At 44.0% G+C, this 22,196-nt stretch carries 11 protein-coding genes; 3 read left to right on the top strand and 8 right to left on the bottom strand.

Going from position 1 to position 22,196, the window contains the following annotated elements:
- Nucleotides 1-8: 8 nt before the first annotated feature.
- The 8 genes from BQ7997_RS16480 to BQ7997_RS16515 all read right to left on the bottom strand — a co-directional run bounded on the left by BQ7997_RS16480 (nt 9) and on the right by BQ7997_RS16515 (nt 17,089).
- Nucleotides 9-3,026, bottom strand: a complete 3,018-nt coding sequence (locus BQ7997_RS16480; RefSeq protein ID WP_073347272.1) for a tetratricopeptide repeat protein — start codon at nt 3,024-3,026, stop codon at nt 9-11.
- Nucleotides 3,027-3,158: 132 nt separating this feature from the next.
- Nucleotides 3,159-3,680 (bottom strand): NUDIX hydrolase, encoded by a 522-nt coding sequence (locus tag BQ7997_RS16485; protein WP_073347273.1) that lies wholly within the window; start codon nt 3,678-3,680, stop codon nt 3,159-3,161.
- A 133-nt stretch (nt 3,681-3,813) separates the two neighbouring features.
- A complete protein-coding gene (locus tag BQ7997_RS16490; RefSeq protein ID WP_073347274.1) occupies nt 3,814-5,283 on the bottom strand; it encodes a DUF4832 domain-containing protein in 1,470 nt (489 codons plus the stop codon).
- Nucleotides 5,284-5,316: 33 nt separating this feature from the next.
- The gene (locus BQ7997_RS16495; protein WP_073347275.1) at nt 5,317-6,903 is read right to left on the bottom strand and encodes a glycoside hydrolase family 31 protein; all 1,587 of its coding nucleotides are present in this window, start codon (nt 6,901-6,903) and stop codon (nt 5,317-5,319) included.
- 19 nt (nt 6,904-6,922) lie between these two features.
- The gene (locus tag BQ7997_RS16500; RefSeq protein ID WP_073347276.1) at nt 6,923-11,053 is read right to left on the bottom strand and encodes a hybrid sensor histidine kinase/response regulator transcription factor; all 4,131 of its coding nucleotides are present in this window, start codon (nt 11,051-11,053) and stop codon (nt 6,923-6,925) included.
- 18 nt (nt 11,054-11,071) lie between these two features.
- Nucleotides 11,072-12,175 carry a DUF5017 domain-containing protein gene (locus BQ7997_RS16505; RefSeq protein WP_073347277.1) on the bottom strand — a complete coding sequence of 368 codons (1,104 nt, stop codon included), beginning with the start codon at nt 12,173-12,175 and terminating at the stop codon, nt 11,072-11,074.
- Nucleotides 12,176-12,205: 30 nt separating this feature from the next.
- A complete protein-coding gene (locus BQ7997_RS16510; RefSeq protein WP_073347278.1) occupies nt 12,206-13,999 on the bottom strand; it encodes a RagB/SusD family nutrient uptake outer membrane protein in 1,794 nt (597 codons plus the stop codon).
- 18 nt (nt 14,000-14,017) lie between these two features.
- On the bottom strand, nt 14,018-17,089 hold the full coding sequence (locus tag BQ7997_RS16515; protein ID WP_073347279.1) for a SusC/RagA family TonB-linked outer membrane protein: 3,072 nt from the start codon (nt 17,087-17,089) through the stop codon (nt 14,018-14,020).
- An 896-nt stretch (nt 17,090-17,985) separates the two neighbouring features.
- On the opposite strand from BQ7997_RS16515, the gene ahpC reads away from it, so the two are divergent.
- The 3 genes from ahpC to BQ7997_RS16530 all read left to right on the top strand — a co-directional run bounded on the left by ahpC (nt 17,986) and on the right by BQ7997_RS16530 (nt 22,148).
- A complete protein-coding gene (ahpC, locus tag BQ7997_RS16520; RefSeq protein WP_022136546.1) occupies nt 17,986-18,552 on the top strand; it encodes an alkyl hydroperoxide reductase subunit C in 567 nt (188 codons plus the stop codon).
- A gap of 86 nt (nt 18,553-18,638) precedes the next feature.
- Nucleotides 18,639-20,189, top strand: coding sequence for an alkyl hydroperoxide reductase subunit F (gene ahpF, locus BQ7997_RS16525; protein WP_073347280.1), 1,551 nt, complete (start codon nt 18,639-18,641; stop codon nt 20,187-20,189).
- A gap of 132 nt (nt 20,190-20,321) precedes the next feature.
- Nucleotides 20,322-22,148 (top strand): endonuclease/exonuclease/phosphatase family protein, encoded by a 1,827-nt coding sequence (locus BQ7997_RS16530; protein WP_073347281.1) that lies wholly within the window; start codon nt 20,322-20,324, stop codon nt 22,146-22,148.
- Nucleotides 22,149-22,196 lie beyond the last annotated feature (48 nt).

Consider the following 22,196-nt stretch of genomic DNA (forward strand, 5'->3'; position numbering starts at 1 on the left):
TTCAACTTTTAATTTGCACCTTTCAACTTGGCAAGCCTGCTTTCGATCATACTTTCTATGTCATCGTTGCCTTGGTAATTCTGTTGCAGGCTCAGCAGATATTGGCGTGCGTCGAGGTCTTTACCCGTAGCGGCATATACATCGGACAAAAGGACGAAACTACGTGCCAGCCAATAAGCGTGCGGTGTACTTTGTTCTATGTAGTTGAGCAGTTCTTTTTCTGCGGCAGCATACTCTTTAGCGCCAAACAAAGATTGTGCAACCAGATATTTAGCTTCCGCTCCGTATGGATTACGGGTGTCTTTTGCCAGTTCGCGGAAATCATCCATGGCTTTTTTATCCGCCTTTTGTTTGACATAAGCTTTAGCCCGATAATAAAGAGCTTCATTCCGCAGTTCAGGACTCAGTTTAGGTTCAGCCAATAAATCGGTAGCTGCATGGATGGTCTCAATATCATCCCTCAACAGGAAGGCGCAGCGAAGTATCCCCGTTTCGGCAAGCTGGCGACGTTCTACGTTGGTCGCTTTCTCTTTCAGCATCTTGTAGCTCGCCAGTGCTTCTGCTGTCTGTTGTTGGTTGAACTGCACTTCGGCACGCAGGATAAGGGCTTCTTCCGCAAACGGATTATTCGGATATTCCAGCAATTTACCGGAGTGGAGAAGAATCATATCATAGTTTTTCTGCTCGTTTCCAATCAGGCATAGATAGTAATGTGCATTCAGGCTGAATGCTCCTTCCGGGAAAGTCTGCAAATATTTGTTGAGACTTGTCTTGGCTTCTTCCATCCGTCCACGCATATAAATCTTTTCTGCGGCAGCATATGTCAGTGAATCCTGTTCGTTGGCATCGAAGCGGATATGTCCCGGCATGGCATTCGCTAAAGCCGCGAATTCATCTATACGGTTCAAGTCTACATAAATTGACTTTAAATCACGCATAGCAAGGCGGGCTTCTTCACTGCCCGGATATTTCTCGATGACTTGCTTATAGGCTTCGATAGCCTGATTGTAATCCCCCTTCTGATAATAGAGCAGACCGATTTCCGCCGCAGCTTTCCGGCTGACCGGGCTTTCGGGATATTTATTCAGCAACTCCTTGAAAGAAGTGATTGCCTGGCTGTTATTATCCATCAATACATAAGACCGTCCTTTCTCGTAAATAGCATTTACGGCATAAGGAGAAGCCGGATACTTTCCTACGAGACGGTTCAGCAAGGTAATCTTACCAGTATAATCTTTTTGTAGACCGGATACAAGAGCCAGTTGATAGAAAGAATAGTCTCCAGAAGGAGTATTCATTTGTTCGGCTTGTGAATAGTAATGCTTGGCTTCCTCGAAGTTGCGTACATTCAAGTGACAGTCACCGATACGGTTGTATGCATCGGCTAAAGCCGTTGCGTTTTCGCCTTTCTCCAGTTGGACATACTTTTGGAAATAATTGCTTGCTTGCGTATAGTCTTTCCGGTGGAAAGCGATGTATCCTAGGTTATAATTGGCAAGCGCATACATCTCGTTATTGGGCTGGGTAGTCAGTTGCAGATAAGCGTTGAAGTCGCGTGCGGCTTCCATCATCCGGTTGAGACGGTAGTAAGATTCTCCACACCAATAGTAAGCATCTGCTTTGGTCTGGCGGTTGTATTGTCCGATGGCGATGGACTGATTCAGGTATTTCAGAGCCTGTTCGAAATCAGCATTGGCAAAGGACTGCGTTCCTAATTGGAACAATATCTTCTGTTTGGCTTCCAATATCTGTGCACTCGGTTTGGCAATCCGGTCAATTGATTTCAATGCAGCATCGTAGCTGCGCGTATTCATATAGACTTCTACCAGATAGCTGCTGACTTTTTCAGCATAAGGTGAAGTCGGAAATTCGTTCAGGAACTTTTCGAAAGCAGTGACCGATTCACCAAAAGCGGAGAAAGAAGTCTCATGCAGGCAGAGAGCATAATTATAAGCTGCCTGCTCCTTGATTTGCATATTGGCATTGGATGCTGCTGCCTGTTCGAAAGCCATGCGGGCTTTGTTCTTTTCTGCCAGTTGCAGATAGGAGAGTCCCATATGCAGATAAGCATTCTGTGTAAGCGCGTCATTGGTAGTTGTCACTTTACCGAGTGTCTCGGCTGCTTTGGAATACACTTTCGTTTGGTAGTAAGAAAGTCCCAGCATATAAAGGGCATCGCGGCGGGGAGCCGAATGGTCTTTGTTCAAATATTCATTGAATGATTCTACCGCTTTATGGTATTCTCCGAAGTGATAATAAGCATCTCCGAGAATACGGTACATTTCCGCTGCATGTTCATTGTTCGGATAAGCCGATAGATAATTCTGCGCTACAATCTGTGCCTTATCATAGTTTTTGAGTTGTGCATAGATTTCAGCGATATAATAAGGTACGAGAGCCTTGTATTTCGGATCGTCTTGCAGCGGAAGGAACCCTTTCAACGCTTCGTTATAACGTTTCTGTGTATAGCGGATATAAGAAATGTAGTAATCGCAATCTTTTGCATATTTGGGACTGTTGGCGCGCAGCGTCTCAAACCAAATAGCCGCTTCTCTCAGATTATCAGTTTTCAGATAGCAGGTAGCTAATTGATACGTGCGGTCGTCGCGTTCTTCGCTACTGAGCAAGTCGAGGTCGGTAGAATTGAAAAGCGCCATCGCTTCATTATACTTTCCTTCGTAGAAATAGCAGGAAGCCAGTAATGAATAGATACGATTGGCAAACGGAGTATCGGGATAGCGGTCGAGATATTTGCGGAGCAATTCGATCCGATTCTTATCATTCAACTCGTACGCCGAACTAACCAGCATATATTCTGCTTCCTGAAGCAGACTGGCTGTCGGCTTTTGCTTTACAAATGCTTTCAGTGCCGGCAGGGCAGCCGCATAATTCTTTTCCTGGAAAAGTTCTTTCCCTTCTTTATAAAGGTTGTCAGTCGAAGTGAACTTGTCACCTGTCTGGGCAAATCCTATAATGGGTGCGCAGCAGATAGCCGCGCAAATGAGTCTGGTAATTTCTTTTTTCATAATCGGGTATTTATGCAAAAGTACTACATATCTTTCAATGACGTATTTTAATAGCTATTAATTTAAAGCTCATTAAAATATTAGACAGAATAGAATGGGATATGTTTCTCTAATTTGTTATATTTTAACGAATTATCTACTTGATAAGAACTTTTTAAGTCCCCGTTGTATAGAATCCAACCCGAAATCTTCCGGATTGATTTCAGTGAGAGGCAGGAAGAAAGAATCTGCTACATCATCCATAGCGGAAAAGTGGCTCATATCTTCTACCGTGCAGAGAAAAAATAGGTCGAGCGTATGAACAGGAAAACCGGAATAGATGTAAATATTAGGCAGTGTGAACTGATAAACAGCTTTTTTTACTTTCAATCCCGTTTCTTCGAGCACTTCGCGGGCAACACCTTCTTCGCCTGTTTCATTCATATCTATAAATCCGCCGGGCAGGTCAAGCGTCCCTTTAGCAGGCTCTTTGGCACGTCGGCAAACGAGCAGCTCGTTCTTTTCATTCAAGATAAGTGCCACGGTAGCAGCAGAGGGATTAAAGTAATAGACAAAACCGCAGTCGGCACATCTTTTGGACTTCTCGTTGTTAACTTCGAAATGAGATGAACCACATTCGGGACAGTATAGGAATTGGGATAGGGGATGCTTCATAATTCTTGGGCAGATACTGCATTTTGGTTTTTTCGATTACAAAAGTACCTAAAAAAACAAAAACGACAAACTTTGTAGGTGTATCGCTTTTGCCTGCCTTTCCTTTTTCCCTCAAAGAAGACTTTTCTTTGAATTATTTTACCTGGAACTTTTCTAAACTTTCTCCAACGAAAGGTGCTTTATTTGAATTAGTAACCAACATTGTACTGTGTATTTTATTATATCCGTATTGTTTGTTCCATACATCTTTGTTAGCTAATTGTATACTGTATTCCCAACGTGCCGAAATGGTTGGTCTGGGGTCGGGAAGATTCAAATAAATATCATATTCACCGCTTGGCATTGATTCCGGCAGTCCGAATCGAGCCTGAATGGTAATCTGCTCATTCGGAAACCAGAAACGCGGGTCTTCTTTAAGCTTGCTCTTATACTTGTTCTCTTTCTTCTTTTTGTGGACAAATACAATCTCGACATCTCTCGGATTAAATGGGGCAGCCCAACCTGTATTCTGTAACTTTATCACCACCTCATAAGGACAACCTATTTCTCCTTTGGGAGTAAAGTACCCTTCGGAGAGAGTGAAGCGATACCCCAGACGCTTTTGTATTTCGTTCATACATTGTTCGTCTTCCCATTGATTGATGACACCAGGATGATAATCAATATTGATATAAGACCAATGATATTTGGCGAAGTCAACTACCGCATTCTCACAGTTTGAATACTCCGACAGTTTACAAGTCTCACCGCCCATCGCTACATACTTTGTTTCCCATTCCCAGAATTTTCTGTAATCGGGATTCTCTCCGAAAGTGCCCATATCGTCTATGTCGGCCAGAAAACAGTCGTTGTGAAAAGCTATACGAGATAAGTCGGATTCATTATAAGCCGTTTTCCTGGTAATGGTGTCGGTGTAGTTAATATTGAAAGTAAATAACTTGGCTACCGGATACCGTACACTTATCATCCTATCTTTAGGCATCACTTTCAGAAGGGCGTCCAGTACCTTACGGCGGGGAGCGTACTCTCCCTTTTTAGGCTGGTAGTTATAATGGTCGGTATAGTACCATTCTCCCCATACCCCGACAAATCCGGCTTCGAGTACACATATTACATCCGAAAATTCTTCCAGAATGGGTTTTAGTTGTTGGATATGCTGTTCCGTGAGTTCCCAGGGAGCATCCCATGGTTTTTCGTTTTCAGAGGAAGTATATGCAAAGCGTAATACAGATTTTGCTCCTCCTTTTCTGAGAACCAACATATTGTTGCGTATCCGTTGCAGATATTCTTCGGAAATCAACTTATCTTTGAAATCTCTCATGTAGTAGGCGGTGAATATAAGGCTCATGCCTTTCTCCCGACATTCTTTCAAGAAGGCAGGGGTAATGGAGTGGTTATTGTCCGTGGCATATTCCTGATGAGTGAAGAATCCTCTCTCCGGGTTACAAATTATTTCCTCCGAGGGTTGGTATGTTACTTTCTCCAGTTGATCCGGTGCACTGAAAGCGGGAGATTCTGTTTCTTCTTTGGAGTTTACTTTGTCATTGCAGAAAGTCAATAACAGAGCCGGAATACAAAAAAGAGATAACAAGAGTCTTTTCATGGGATACTATATATGAAGTGTGAATATTCGGGATTATTTAACTTCTACAAACCAGGGAAGCCGTGAAAGAGGGACATCGAGGGTATACGTTTTACCTCCTTTATAGACTTTTCCCAGATCATCTTTCCATTTACCTTTGGGGAGTTTTACTGTACGTGTATTGTCGCTGGACATAATGGGGGCTATCAGGTATTTATCCCCCAACATATACTGGTCCCTGCATTCTTCAAATCCCTGATTAGGGAAGGCATAATCCATGTGACGTACAATAGGTTCTCCTGTAATAGAGGCATTTTTTGCCTGTGAGAGTATATAATCACCTAGTTGCTCATGCCATTTGGCATACTTGATGCACGTTTCCAGGTTCTCTTTGCTTAGAATCCGCCAGGGGGCTACTGAAAACTGCATCATCGGCATCATGGAATGTATCTGGCAGGAGCGTACAATCAATGTCTGGTCAAAACCGGACGCATCAATACCCTGAAAACTGGAATATTCTCCACCGCCAATCATGTCGGGACAGGCATACGAATATCCCAACAGACCCGCAGCTATCATTGAGGGAACCAGGCTTGCCACTCCGTTCCATGAGTATTTCTTGTCACCCAGGCGCTGCACTAAAGGCTGGCCGCCTAATTTCCAACAGGCTCGGAATTCGTTATAAGGAAATTCTAGCCCCAACTTAGCCCATAAATAAGTCTGTTCGGTATCATACGATTGGCGGTCGAAAACATCCACCTCTTTTTCCGGATATCTTTCTGGGTCTCCCGCATCGAATTTGAAACCGTCGATATGATAGTCTTGCTGCATTTTCTTGAGCGTACTCCGTAAATGGTTATAAGCGTCGGGATTGCTCAGGTCATAGCAGGCACTGGAACCGTTCCACCAATCGAGAATTGCCGGCTGGTCACTGCCTTTTCTTTTTACCAGATATCCCTTTGTCTTTAGATACCTGAATTCTTCGCTATCGGGTGATACAAACGGACTTACCCATAACATCACTTTAAATCCCATGGCATGAAGTTCGTCAACCATTGCTTGGGGGTTCGGAAACTTGTCCGGGCGGAAGTTGAAGTTTCCGTAATCTTTTTGCCAGTTATCGTCAATCATCAGTATGCCGGTAGGAAATCCGTTGTCGATAATACTTCTTGCATATTCCAGGATATCCTTTTGATTCTGATTATATATAAGCTCTATCCAGGTATTGTATTGCGGTTTTGAGAAGAACAGTTCGGGCGGCAATATACCGGCGGGTGGGAGATACTTTCCGGAAGCGGCTAGGTAAGCCTCTTTTAATGTGTTTCCCGCGGTAGCGCACTCTATTGTTCCTCTGGCGGATTCTATGCGGATTTTGCCGTCTCTCAGTTGAAACCGGAATGGACCGTCACACCAGATATAACGTCCCTTATTCGAGATAAGTAACGGGGTAGTCTGGTTATTAAAATTCTGGGTTTGCAGGTCGGCTTCTATTGTGTTATCGCAGAAAGGCATTTTATTGCCGAGGTCGGTAGCTCCTCCCCACCATTTTTCATTGGGAAGGATTTCTATTTCTTTTACCTGTTGTGGCAAAGCGGTTGTAGCGAGGCTGAATACCAGGATACTGAGGATTAATTTCTTCATAATATAAATATTAATGTGACTAATGCTTGATAAATTCGGAAGGTGAACTGCCGAATTGTTCTTTAAATGTTCTCGTGAAATAAGACGGACTTTCGATTCCGACGGCATAACCGACTTCACTGATTGACATATCGGTGGTTCTTAACAATTCTGCTGCCTTGTCCAACCGAATCTTACGGATGTAATTTCCCAAAGACATTCCGGTTGTCGATTTGATAAAGCTATATAATTTGGTTCTGTTCATCCCAAGTTCGAGGCAGAGGTGGTCGACAGAGAATTGCCGGTCGGTTAGATTGGCATTAACCAACTCTACTAGTTTGTCAAACACTTCTCTCTGTTTCTTGTCTTGAATCTCCTGCCGGACGTTGTTGGCGGTAGACAGATTCCGTGTCTGATGACTCTTATTGAGAAGATTGCGGACATTTGCTTTGAGAAGTCTGGGGTTGAAGGGTTTGGGGATGTACGCATCCGCTCCCATTTCAATCCCTTCAATCTGGTCCTCAACCTGCGATTTTGCAGTAAGCAGAATGATAGGAATAAAACAAGTCTGTAAGTTCTTCTTTAGAGTTGCACACAGTTCTATACCGTTCATTCTGGGCATCATTACGTCTGAAATGATAATGTCCGGAAGGCTGCGGTTGCATTTGTCCAAGGCTTCCTGTCCATCAATAGCCATGATGATATTATAGTCTTTTACGAAATACTCCCTTAATATCATAAGTATTTCGTGGTTGTCGTCTACCAGCAGAATCGTAGGTTTGCCTTCCATATAGATGGCTGTGGTTTCTTCTATCTCCAATGGTTCGTACTCTACTGCATAGTTTGATAAATAGTCTTTTAGTACGAAAGTACTTTCTTCTATTTTTTCCTCTTTGGCCAGATAGGTGTCCGATATCGGCAGGGCTATGATAACTTCGGTTCCTGTATCCGGCTTGCTGCTGATGATAATTCCGCCGTGGTGGAGTTCGATAAGGGACTTGACCAGAGATAACCCGATGCCCGAACCGGTATGCTGTTTACCTGTATTATTTTGCACCTGATGAAAACGTTTGAAAATGGTAGGCAGTACGGCTTTCTCTATGCCAATCCCAGTATCGCTCACTCTTATTATCGCCTGTTCGCCGGGAATCATTTCTTTGGTATTCCAGAAAGAATCCTTATAGCGGGGAACAATGTCATTCATGTATCCTTTAGCAACCTGAATGTTGATTTCGCTGCCGGCATGAGAATAGCGTATACTGTTGGAAAGGATATTCGACAGTATTTTACCGAAATGCTCCGGGTCTATCCACATCCCGATCTCCGGATTGTCAATTTGTAAGTTCACATGGATGTCGGAGGCTTCCGCCCAACCTTTGAATTCTTCGTAAATATCGCTCACGTATTCAGGAATAGAAGTATAGGCCGTCCTGAGTTGGGCGGACTTCACTTCTGCCCGGTGAAAATCAAGCAGTTCGTTGACCATGTTTGACAGTTTGCCTGTATTATGCTTTATGATATTTACATATTTGTTTGTGCAAATGTCCTCGTCTTCAGCAATCTCATTGATAGCGTGGCTTATCAAGGTCAGCGGGGTCCGGAACTCATGAGAAACATCCGTGAAGAATCTCATTTTCATTTGCATCATTTCCTCTTTCTGTCGTTCCTGTTCTTTCTGCATGGAAATCGTATTCTTCATCTGAGTCCACTTGATGAAGTAACGGAAACCTACGTAGAACAGTCCCAGAATGGCGAGGATATATAGGGTATAAGCCCACCAAGTCATCCAGAAAGGGGGGTGGGAGTAAATCTGCAATGCATATTGTTCATTACTCCATGTTTGCCAGTCGCCTGCTTCCACCAGTAAGGTATGCGAACCGAACGGAATTTTCTGATAAGCTACGGCTGGTTCCTTGCCTGCTTCTATATGTCGCCATTCATTATCATATCCTTCCAGTTTGTAGCGGTAGCGTATGTGGTGCTGGTTTCTGTAAGATAATGAGGTGAAGTTGACGGAGAAATTATTATCAGGATACTTGAGTTCAAGACTGTTGGAAAATTCGATGTCCGAGTCTACAGGTTTTCCGTTGATATGGCAACCGGTAAAGTAAACACGATATGAGGTGTTATGCGGAGTTTCGGCAATAGGAGTGAAGTAGTTCAGGCCGTGGGCTCCTCCGAAGTATAAGTTTCCTTCGTCATCCTTGGCGGAAGAGGAAGTACCGAACACATAACTTTGTAAGCCATCGTTTGTGTCGAATACATTGAAGCGTTTTATCCCGTCGTCGAAGTAGTTCAGGTTAAAGCCTCCGCACCATACACGCCCGAACTTGTCGACTTCGATACTCTCTATGTCGTTGGACGTCGCTCCGGCTTCTATCCCGTAACTTTCGGCTGAGTAGTCATAAATCCCGTTAGGCCTGTCTATCAGTGTCACTTTGTTAAGCCCGTTGCCCATGGTGCCTATCCAGTAAGTAGAGTCACTTCCCTTGTCGATAGGCCAGATGTAGTTACTGTTTAAACTGTTCTTGTCGTTCTCTCTCGCCAGATATTTGACGATACGGACTACTTTGCCTTCATTATCGAATATGACACGGTTGATACCCATTGCCGATGTGATAATGAGTTCATTTTTAGTTGTGTCGCTATATATGTTGTGAAGCAAGTCGGTGGACAGATTACAGGGAGCGGGTGTCCGGCTGGTATAGGTCATCGTGTTTTTCCATAGACCGTTGATCTCTTCGAAACACTCCAGTCCGGCATACGTCGTGACCCACAAACGGTTGAACTTGTCGAAATCCAGCCAGAAAATATAACCGCCGTTGATTGTCCGCAGTGAGTGGGTAACTTCTCTTGTCTTTTTATTGATAATGACGATATTATCTCTGACAGCTGCATAGACATTCCTGTTATCCGACTGCATACTTGTGATACTCGGAAATAACTGGGGAAGGTGACAATAATCCCATATCACCTCTTTAGTTCTGATATCGAAACAGCTCAATCCGCCAAACTTGCTTCCCATATATACATGGCCATCCTTGCTGTAATGTACGGAACTGATAAACTCGGAACCGATACTTGTATCGGACGTTCTGAAAGGACTGTATCTGACTGTCTTGAAAAAACGGGTCCTTGTATTGGCATAAGACACGCCTGCGGTCCAGGCGGATACCCATAGATTATTGTCCCTGTCGAGGAAGATATTGTTGATGTCACTTCCTACCGAATAGGGATTGGACGGTGAGTGCTTATGTTCCATGACAGAGGTGGACTCATTGCTTTTCCATACTTGGAAAAGCCCTTCGTTTGCTCCTATCCATACATATTCGGGGTCAACACATAAGGACAGTACTCCACCCGGAGTATGGAACATGACCTGCTTGGCTAGTGTATAACTGCCGTCGTTTTCGATTTTATATTTAGCCAGATGTTCCTGATAGATGATCCATAAATCTCCGTTATCATAACAAATATCCCTGACTCCCGATCCTATGTTATTATTGATATTGCCGGAAAACTTCAGTTCTCCCTTAGCGTCAACCTTGTAGGCAGACAGATACCTTTTTCCCGAAATCCAGGCATTTCCCAAGCTGTCTGTTGCTACCTTCGGGTTCAACTCGTCGGAAATATAATTGTAAGTGTCTCCTATCTTTCTGGCAGAAATGACCGGTTCCCCGTTATCTTTTCCGGAAGATTCAATCTTTACCAATCTGATTTGGTTATCCGATATGAGCCATAACTGATTACCAATGCCCTGCTTGAGCACCCTGACTTTGGAATAAAAGGCGGGATCGGGTTGAGCCTCTGTCCGGTAACTGACAAATTGCTTGGTTCTGATATCAAAACAAGCCAGTCCGGCTTCTGTAGCCAGCCAGATATAGCGGCCTACTATCTGAATACTATAAACTCTGTTATAATAGACTGAATTTATAATACCGTTTTCGTACTTGTAGGAATCAATGGAATATCCGTCGTACCGATTAAGCCCTCTATGGCTTCCGAACCACATATATCCTAAGGAGTCTTGTACGATACAGGTCACGTTATCGTGTAGCAGTCCCTCGTTTCTGGTCAGATGACGGAACAGGAGTTCTTCCTGTGCATTGCCGGTTATGAATGCACAGGAAAGAACGATAAGTGACAGAATGATTTGTTTATAATATCTCATAAGCAAAAAACGTCTGTGTTATGGACGAACGGTTATGTCAATGGTAGAGAACTGAGTGTTGTAATCATATTCACTTGCATGAATATTGTTTCCTACATTGTCTTTATACCCGCTATCCGAATAGTTTTTCATACTTGTATTGGTGCCTATTACGACTACCTGATAATTACCCGGTTGCGTATACGTATATTGATATTTCAATATTCCGGAGTTGTCATTGATGTTCAGAGACTGGCCTGTGGAGAACGGAATATAGTCTATATCGCCATAACTTGCGGAAGCTATGTAGTAATCGCCTAAATATCCGGCATTATTACTAGGAGTAAATAAGATCTGTATGTATGACAATGTACCCATAGTTTTTCCCGTAGCTCCCTGCCAGGCGTCTATAACACTTGACAAATCAACGGAGTAGTCCGTAAACGCGGTATTGGGATTCCAGTATATGTCCCAGACGGTTTCATCTCTGAATATAACCTCCGTTTCACCGACTCCAATGCCGCCGAGGCGGATGACTACCTGAAAGGTTGTGATGTCCGGACGCTGCTCTCCCGAACTGACATCTTCCAGAATGTCTTTGTCGAATCTCATCCGTAAATTCAGCTTTTTGTTTGTTCCCAGCTTGGCGTCCGTATGCAGGCGGAGTGCCTGATACCACCATTCGGGATGAACGGATGTGATTTTCAGTACATTTTGCTGAATGGACTCGTCATACTCGATTTCGGCTTCCGAACCTATCAGGTTATCGCCACTGCCTGCGTTCACAACTTCTGCGAGATTGTCCTTAATGGAAGTGGAACCGGCGGGTGTATCGGCAAAGTTACAATTATACGGTGTAATTTCCGGATCGATAGGGCGATAATTGTTGTTTTGTAAATCATTGTTGGTTTTTCCTTGCAGTAGATAGTAGGCACTGCTCTTGTAGTCGTGCCCGTCGTCTCCGGTGTAAATGGATACGGCCATTGCATTATGCCGGATACTGAATGTAACGGGGTCTCCTACCTTTACCTCTGTCTTGTCTGCGCTGGCGGAGATATGTAAGCTGGGGGCTTCCTCTTCATTGCACGCAATAAATGTAGTTGCTGCGAGCAGAAGTATGAATTTAGTATAGGTTGTTTTCATTCTCTTATCGTTTTAAGTTGACACAAAAGATTAATATCCCGGGTTCTGAGTCAGGTTCTTGTTCACATCTATTTCACTCAAGGGCACGGGCAATAACATATTGCGGGATTGGATATTCTCTGGAGCTCCGGGAGTTGTGATTTCCCGTTCCGTATTACTGATGAACGGGTTGTATTGCCGCCATGCCTGCATCTGCTTTACCAGGATACCGCGGCGGACGAGGTCGCACCACCTGTCGGTCGACTCGGCTACTAGTTCGCGTGCCCGTTCGTTAAGTATTTCAGTTCTGAAGGCTGTATAATCATCGCCGTATCTGTTATACTCCCAGGCAGTTCTTACTCCATCGTAGATATAACCGTATGCTCCGGGTTTCCAGTCGGGTACACATTCGTCTACTTCGGTGGCATAGTCGGTAATTAATTTACGGGGCAGTACATCCTGGTGCATAATGCCTTCATTGGCGATTCGCGAACGTTTGCGCACAAGGTTGACAGCGTCGTAAGCAGACTGTATGGAGATTCCGCTCATGTCCATTCCAGAAGAAGGTCGGTAGTCGCCGGGACCATGGTTGACTTCGTTGTATGCTTCCGCATACATCAGTAACACGTCCGCATAGCGGAGCAGAGGTTCATCCATACCGAAGTTGGTGTAATTGTATGATGAAGGGTCTGCCAACGGATATCGTCTGAATTTGCCGATACTCCATTGCAGCCAGTTATTGTTCTCCGTGGCCTCGCTCAGCTTCTGGTCGCCCCTTGTGTCCCAATACATCTTGTAGTCCCAGCCCCATAACGTTCCGTCGTCTTGTATGGTCATTCGTGGGCAGTTCCATAAACGGCGGATAGAGTCGCTCGGTTCATACATCATGCGGTGGTAGTCCGAACTTGAAATGTTATCCCACGAACCTCCGAGGTTCTGGTTGCCTCTGATACCGAACATCATGCCTGTCCATGTTCCCGTATCGTCACCTGTCAATCCCTGAACACACCACAAAACTTCATCCGGTGCCTTGTCCCGGGTCTTGGCATTGAATACATCCGGATAATAGTCTACCAGTTTGTAACGTCCGCCCTGAATAACAGCACTTGAATGTTCGAGTGACTTCTCGAAATTGTCGGCTGCATTGCCTGATATTTCCTTTCCGTCGCGTTGAGCTACGCTACCCAACCATAAATATACTTTAGCCAGGAAACCATGACAGGCGTCTTTGGTCAATCTGCCGTATTGATAGCCTTTTGAAGTGTCGCCCTTATCCATTGTGTGACTGATACAGTATTCGAAATCCTCTATGATTTGCCGGAATACTTCTTTCTGCGGAGTGCGTGTCACCTCCAGTCCGTCAAGAGATTTGGTATCGGTCAATACCAGCGGTACATCACCAAACCACCTGACAAGGTCGAAATACAGGAAAGCACGGATGCCATGTGCCTGTCCGACATATCTTTCCCAGTTGTTGATTTTCTCTTTATTGGCAGTCACGTTGTCTATCACCGAGTTGCAGTCTTTAATCACTGCATAGTGATTTTGCCACATACCGGCGATATAAGTGTTTTCAGAACCGTATGTGAAGTTACTTAGTCCGCTTGCTTCGTCCCAGCTTGCGCGTTTCAGCAGGTCGTTGGGGATTTGCTTGATATTATATCCCGTCACCCACGAGTCGGATAATCTGCGGTAAACACCGTTGATGGCTTGTCGCGCATCGGATTCACTGTTGTAGAAATTACCTGTTGTCAGTCTGCCTTTGGGGTCTTCTTCCAGAAAATCGGAGCAGCCACAAATGTTCAGGCATACAAGCATTGCAATTAATATGTTAAACTTATTCATGTACTTGTTCTTTTATGATTAAAACCCTAGTTCGATTGAAAGCGAGAAGGAGCGTGGTCTCGGGTACGGGCTCATGTCGAGTCCGGGAGCCAGACGGGCTACTGTTCCGTAACCGGTATTTGCTTCGGGGTCGAAGCCGGAGTAACGGGTCCAGAGCCATAAGTTCGTTCCGGTCAGTGCTATGCGCATTTTGGAGAGTCCCATTTTGCCGGTTAGTTTGGCAGGGAAGTTATAGCCCAGAGTCAGGGTTTGCAACCGTAAGAATGAACCGTCTTCTACAAGGTCGCTTCTAAGTACGCTTTCTCCCCATGTACCTCTGCCGTACAAAGGATAATTGTGATCAGGAGTGTTGGCAGACCATACATCTTTATAGACACTTTTCAGTACATTATTGATGCTGGTCGTGCCTACGAGGTAATATGCGTTGCCGTTAACCACGTCATTGCCGTATGACCATCGGAAGAAGGCATACAAATCAAAACCTTTATAAGAGAATGTATTTCCGATTCCTCCTGTATGCTTGGGGTTAACGTCCGCAATGGGGGTGCGGTCGTTCGAGTCAATCACACCGTCCTTATTTACGTCGACCACTTTGAGCTGTCCCAACCCGAGGTTAGGACCGGGATAACCGTTGATGACTTCGGCGTCATTGTTGTAGGTTCCGTCGCTGATATAACCGTAGTATATACCTACCGGCATGCCCACTCTGAGCAAGACGTCACTGGTGATTTTGGCATTAATCCCCCTGTCATAGAATTGTTGGTACTGCCCTTTGTCCAATGACAGAATCTTATTCTTGTAGAAGGAGATGTTGAAGTCCGTCGACCAGTTGAAAGCGCCTTTCAGCCAGTTTGCGTTGATGGCGAATTCCATACCTTTGTTCTCCATCGAACCTGCGTTTTTCCAGGCTTTGGTATAACCGGAGGTGGAAGGTATATTTACTTGCAGTAACATGTCGTCAATCCTTTTGTAGTAAAAGTCTGCTGTGATGGAGAAACGGTTGTCCAATACTCCGAAATCAAATCCGATGTTGTACTGTTTCTGGCTTTCCCATTTCAGGTCGTCATTGGTGACATTGGAAGGGTAGCGACCGATTTCTATCGAGCTTCCGTTCATTACTACTTTGTTATTCTCCAACTGAGACAGAGATTGGTAAGAGGGTATCTGATTGTTGCCTGTCATACCGAAACTGGTACGTACCCTTAAATTGGATATAAAATCAAACTTCTTGATGAATTCTTCTTCGGAAGCGCGCCATGCCACACTGACGGCAGGGAAATATCCGTATTTGTTATTGATTCCGAACTTGGATGAACCATCGACACGCAAGGAGGCATTTAATACATACTTATTGTCGAAGGTATAGGTTCCTCTACTGATATATGAAATCATCTGGTTGCTGTCATACGTATATTTGGGAGCGTAAGTAACCAGCCCTTTGTCTATTCCCCATATACCGACAGCCATATCCTCAAAGTTTGTCGATTTGTTGTAGATGTCTTTCATCGACCATTTGCTGGCTTCGAAGGCTCCCATTAATGAGAAAGAGTGCTTCTTTATGTTTTTGGCATATTGCAGGCGTGCTTCGTACACCCAACTGTTTTCTTCCCGGTTGCTGATTTCCATACGGCCCCTTTCCGATTGCCCGTACCATGTGTCCGAGCCCCAGAGCTTGTCTTGGTTCATAGAATATTGGCGGTAGGAAGCACTGGTGCTGAACGTCAGGTCTTTCAATATCTTGTAGTTGAAGTAGATATTGCCGTTTAGTTCACTGTATCGGTTATTTATGTCGACCTGCTCCACTGCTACCAGTGGGCTCATGATATTGACGTTGCTGTAATTCATGATATCTGCCAGTCCCGGATAAAACAGGAAAGGGGAAATTTGCAAGGCATTGAGGATAACTCCCGACTGTGACCAGTCGCTGACCGGATTCTTGTCCTTGGACGTAGAATAAGATAAATTAATTCCGATATTGATTTTGGAATTGACCTCCTGATTCAAGTTCAGGCGTGAGGTGAAACGGTCGAATGCGGAGCGTTTGATAATTCCCGTATTGTTCAGGTATCCGAGGGAGAGCATGTAAGTTGTCCCTTTTGTTCCGCCGGATATACTTGCGTTTGCTTCATATTTCCTGGCTGTCCGGGTAATTTCATCCATCCAATTGTGTACGGACGGGTCGCTCCAACCTTTGTTGTCAATCACGTTTTGCCAGAAATTGATGAGGTTCGGACTATCGTATGTTCCGTAATCAAGCATTTTCTTTGCGTACTCTTCCGGAGATAATACTTCCAGCGGAATATTGGGATTCATATCCAAACCTCCTGTCAGGCTGAACGAGAATTTAGGTTTGGTAGAGGCTGCTCCCCGTTTGGTGGTGATGATGACAACGCCATTGGCTCCTTTAGCTCCATAAATGGCTGCTGCCGCTGCGTCCTTCAATATTTCCATTGATTCGATATCGTTCGGATTCAGTCCTAACAAAGGGTTGTTTACCGTTTCGGTATCTTCATTCGTAATTTGTTGGGTTGGCATAGAGACGCCGTCGATTACAAACAGAGGTTGGGTTCCGCCTGTGATGGAGTTGACACCTCTGATTCTGAAAGTCATTCCGCTTGATAGTGAGCCGTCTGTCGGGATAATCTGTACACCGCTGATTTTGCCTTGCAGTGCTTGCAGGGTCTGTGCCGAACTGCTTTGGGCAATATCCTTTATGTTGACTGATGCTACGGCGGTTGCGATATCGCTTTTTCGCTGGCTGCCGTATCCTACGACAACTACCTCGTCCATCTCTGTCACCGACGGGTCAAGAACTATATTGAACCTGCGGTTTTTTCCGATAGCCACGGTTTTGGGCTTATATCCCAGATAACCGATGACAATCTTTTCGGAAGGAAGCGCTTTTATTGTGAACTTTCCTTCTAAATCTGTAATTACGGCGTTGGTAGTGCCTTCGATATTTACCGTAGCACCGATCAGAGGTTCGCTCTTCTCATCCAACACTTGCCCTGAAATAGTTACTTGCTGTGCTAATACTACTGTCATGTGGAGCATTAGGAACAATGTGCTTAATAGTACCTTTCTCTTCATAGTGCAGATATTAAAGTTTATAATAAGAATAAATACAAATAGACTTAAATGGTGATGCAAATAAAGCGATTTATAATATTCGGGCTTTGACTTATAGTACTTTTCTCTTTACCAAATTACAAACTTCTCTTTTAAATTATCTGCGTACGCCTTAAAATTAGGGGAGAGGAGTGCTGATTTATAAATAGTCCGGAAAAAGACCAGATATGAAAAATTGTATATTCAATCATTCTATTTTCTGAAATATACGATCCGGAATAGGCCTGAAGGAAAAAAATCGAAGGATTTGGCACTGATAAGTTTGCAGATGTTGCTATATTGGATTGTTTCCTGTTAATGTGTCGCTCTTTTGCTGGTTATTGGTGCTTGTGGAAAGGAATATTGAGGGTTCTGTTTGAAAATGATGATGCCGGTTATTTCTTGCTCTTATGCCAACTAGGGTAAATAATGCTTCAAATAGGTGTTTGAAACCCTTCTTTATCGTGTCCGGATTGTTTCTTGCCTTGAAACATTTTGTTCCTCACCGGGGAACACTTCGTTTCATTACGGGAAACACTTTGTACCTCACTGGGAAACAATCCGGAAAACGGCTGTTTTATGCATATCCGTCTTGTTTATATGCATAAAAGGCTAAGTAATAGTATATATATTCGTTGTTTTATACACTATTTCTTCTCTTAGTGAGAATTTTACAATCCCGGTTGTGATGAGAATCTTAAAAATAGAACTTTTTACGGACTTATCGGTTTCATCTATCACCGCATAGAATTATTCGATTGGACATTTTTTGCAAGGCGGGACTTCTGCTTTTATCTTTGCATCAGAAACAAGAAACAAAACGAAGTTTCTGATGTTATAAGTCAAATCAATTAATAACAATAAAAGCAATAAAGATTATGGAACCAATTTTAAATTCTCAACTTCCTGAATTCAGTGTTCAGGCTTTTCACAACGGAGCTTTCAAGACTGTAACCAACAATGACCTGAAAGGTAAATGGGCGATTCTGTTCTTCTATCCTGCCGACTTTACTTTCGTATGTCCTACCGAATTGGTGGATATGGCTGAAAAGTACGATCAGTTCAAATCGATGGGCGTAGAAATCTATTCGGTAAGCACTGACTCTCACTTCGTACACAAAGCTTGGCATGATGCTTCTGAAAGTATCCGCAAGATCCAATACCCGATGTTGGCAGACCCGACCGGCGCTTTGAGCCGTGCGTTGGGTGTCTATATCGAAGAAGAAGGTATGGCTTACCGTGGTACATTTGTTGTCAACCCGGAAGGAAAGATTAAAGTGGTGGAATTGAATGATAACAACATTGGCCGTGATGCGAGCGAACTGCTTCGTAAGGTAGAAGCTGCACAGTTTGTAGCCAGCCATGACGGGGAAGTTTGTCCGGCCAAATGGAAGAAGGGTGAATCTACCCTGAAACCAAGCATCGACCTGGTAGGTAAGATTTGATAGATCTTTGATAATGATGATGATGGAAGGCCGGTAACGGGAAACGCTGCCGGCCTTTCTTTTCAAAAAACGAAAGGAGAACAGGTATGTTAGAATCTGCATTAAAAGAACAACTGAAGGGTATATTTGCCGGACTGGAGGCGAATTTTACTTTTGATATATCGGTATCATCCAGTCATGAGAATAGAACTGAATTGTTAGAACTGCTGGGAGATGTAGCGGATTGTTCCGACCACATCACTTGTGAGGTGAATGAAGGAGGCGGGCTGAAATTTACTTTGTTGAAGAACGGCGACCGTACAGGAATAACCTTCCGTGGGATTCCCAACGGACATGAGTTCACTTCGCTGTTACTGGCTATCCTAAACTTGGACGGCAAAGGGAAGAACTTCCCCGATGAGGCTGTCTGCAACCGGGTGAAAGCACTGAAAGGCCCGATACATTTGGTGACTTACGTCTCACTGACTTGTACGAACTGTCCTGACGTAGTACAGGCTCTCAATGCTATGACTACGCTGAATCCTTCCATCACCCATGAGATGGTAGACGGTGCGCTTTATCAGGATGAAGTGGATGCATTGAAGATACAGGGAGTTCCTTCTGTCTTTGCAGATGGCAAACTGCTTCATGTAGGTCGTGGCGAATTTGGTGAGCTACTTGCGAAACTGGAAGAACAATACGGTATTGATGAAACCAAAGCAGAAACGGAAGTAAAGGAATATGATGTGATTGTAGCCGGTGGAGGCCCCGCAGGAGTATCGGCAGCTATTTATTCTGCCCGTAAAGGATTGCGTGTGGCTATTGTAGCCGAGCGTGTTGGCGGACAGGTGAAGGAAACAGTTGGCATCGAGAACTTAATCTCTGTACCCGAGACAACAGGAAACGAGCTTGCCGACAATCTGAAAACTCATTTATTGCGTTATCCCGTAGATTTACTTGAACATCGTAAAGTGGAAAAGGTGGAAGTTATGGGAAAACAAAAGCTGGTCACTACTTCTGTCGGCGAAAAGTTCCTGACTCCGGCCTTGATTATTGCAACCGGTGCGAGTTGGCGCAAACTGAACGTTCCGGGAGAAGCGGAATATATAGGTCGCGGCGTTGCTTTCTGCCCTCACTGTGACGGGCCGTTTTATAAAGGAAAACATGTAGCGGTAGTCGGCGGAGGAAATTCCGGTATCGAAGCAGCTATAGATTTGGCAGGTATCTGCTCTAAAGTTACTGTCTTTGAGTTTATGGATGAACTGAAAGCTGATAATGTACTTCAGGAACGACTAAAATCATTGCCGAACGTAGAGGTTTTTGTAAGTTCTCAAACTACGGAAGTGATAGGAAACGGTGATAAACTGACTGCCCTGCGCATCAAAGACCGTAAAACAGAAGAAGAACGTCTCTTTGAACTGGATGGTGTGTTTGTACAAATCGGACTTTCTGCGAATAGCAGTGTATTCCGTGAAGTGGTGGAAACCAATCGCCCGGGTGAAATTGTGATTGATGCACATTGCCGTACTAATGTGACGGGTATCTATGCAGCCGGAGATGTTTCGACCGTACCATATAAGCAAATCATTATCTCTATGGGAGAAGGAGCGAAAGCTGCGCTTTCCGCATTTGATGATAGGGTGCGGGGTATTATTTGAAACTTGCAGATATAATAGTCACACACAAACAATTCATGGTAAAAGCTGCAAAGGTATGGACACATATCTTTGCGGCCTTTTGTTTTTTCACTACCTTTGAGCCGCTTAACATTAACCCCAAAAATGAGAAACATGAAAAAGAATCTTTTATTAATTATTGCTACTCTATTTATTTTTCCGTTACAGGCTCAGAATACATTAAAGCTGATGACCTACAATATCAAAAATGCAAATGGCATGGATAATGTCTGTGATTTCCAGCGTGTAGCGAATGTGATAAACAACGCTTCTCCTGATGTGGTGGCTATACAGGAAGTGGATAGTATGACAAGTCGAAGCGGACAGAAGTATGTATTAGGAGAAATTGCCGACCGCACACAAATGCATGCCTACTTTGCACCCGCCATTAATTTTGATGGTGGAAAATATGGAATTGGACTGTTGACGAAACAAGTTCCCATACGTCTGCAAACTATACCTTTACCGGGAAGGGAAGAGGAACGTGCCCTGATTCTCGCGGAGTTTGAGGATTATATTTACTGTTGTACCCATATGTCGTTGACGGAAGAAGACCGAATGGAATCATTGAAGATGGTGAAATCGTTTACTGTTCCTTATAAAAAGCCTCTTTTCCTGGCCGGAGACATGAATGCCGAACCTGAATCCGGCTTTATTAAAGAACTGCAAAAGGATTTTCAGATACTTTCCAATCCCAAACAGCATACTTATCCGGCCCCTGAACCTAAGGAAACGATAGACTATATTACAGCATTAAAATCAAACGCGAACGGCTTTGCTCTTATATCTGCCCGGGTATTGAATGAGCCTGTGGCTTCCGACCACCGTCCTATACTTGTAGAACTGCGTACTGCCGAAAAAGCAGACAAGATATTCCGCACGAAACCCTATTTACAGAATCCGGTAGGCAATGGCATTACAGTAATGTGGGAAACTACCGTCCCTGCATATTGTTGGGTGGAATATGGTACAGACACTACCCGACTGAAACGTGCACGTACCATTGTAGACGGACAGGTGGTTTGCAATAACTACTTGCACAAAATACGTATAGATGGTTTGCAACCCGGTCAGAAGTATTATTATCGTGTATGCTCACAGGAAATGCTGCTTTATCAGGCATATAAAAAGGTGTTCGGCAATACAGCACAGTCGTTTTTCAGTGAGTTCACCCTTCCGGGAACGGATACAGACTCTTTCACTGCCATTGTTTTTAATGACCTGCATCAGCATACGCAAACTTTCCGTGCCTTGTGCAAGCAAATACAGAATATCAATTATGACTTCGTAGTTTTCAACGGTGATTGTGTGGACGACCCTGTCGATCATGAACAAGCTACTACTTTTATCAGCGAACTGACCGAAGGTGTTCATGGCGACCGTATACCGACTTTCTTTATGCGCGGTAATCATGAAATCCGCAATGCATATTCTATTGGTTTGCGCAATCATTACGACTATGTAGGAGACAAGACTTACGGCTCTTTCAACTGGGGAGATTCCCGTATTGTCATGCTCGACTGCGGAGAAGACAAACTGGATTCCCACTGGGTATATTATGGCTTGAATGATTTTACTCAACTGCGTAATGAACAGGTCGATTTCCTGAAAAAGGAACTGTCCGCCAAAGAATTCAAGAAAGCGAAGAAACGTATCCTTATTCATCATATTCCGCTTTATGGTAATTATGAAAAGAATCTTTGTGCCGATTTATGGACTAATTTATTAGAGAAAGCACCTTTCAATGTGAGTTTGAATGCACATACCCATAAATATGCTTTTCATCCGAAGGGTGAGTTGGGCAATAATTATCCGGTCATTATTGGTGGCGGGTATAAGATGGACAGTGCTACTGTGATGATTCTGGAGAAGAAGAAAGATAAGTTGCGGATTAAGGTGCTGAATGTCGAAGGGGAAGTTTTGCTGGATATTACAGTCTAATCTTAACTATATAAAAAATAAAAGCCACAAGAGAAAACTAGTCCGGTT

Origin of the sequence: Bacteroides congonensis (assembly GCF_900130125.1) — a bacterium.
In the GTDB taxonomy this organism is placed as follows: Bacteria; Bacteroidota; Bacteroidia; order Bacteroidales; family Bacteroidaceae; genus Bacteroides; species Bacteroides congonensis.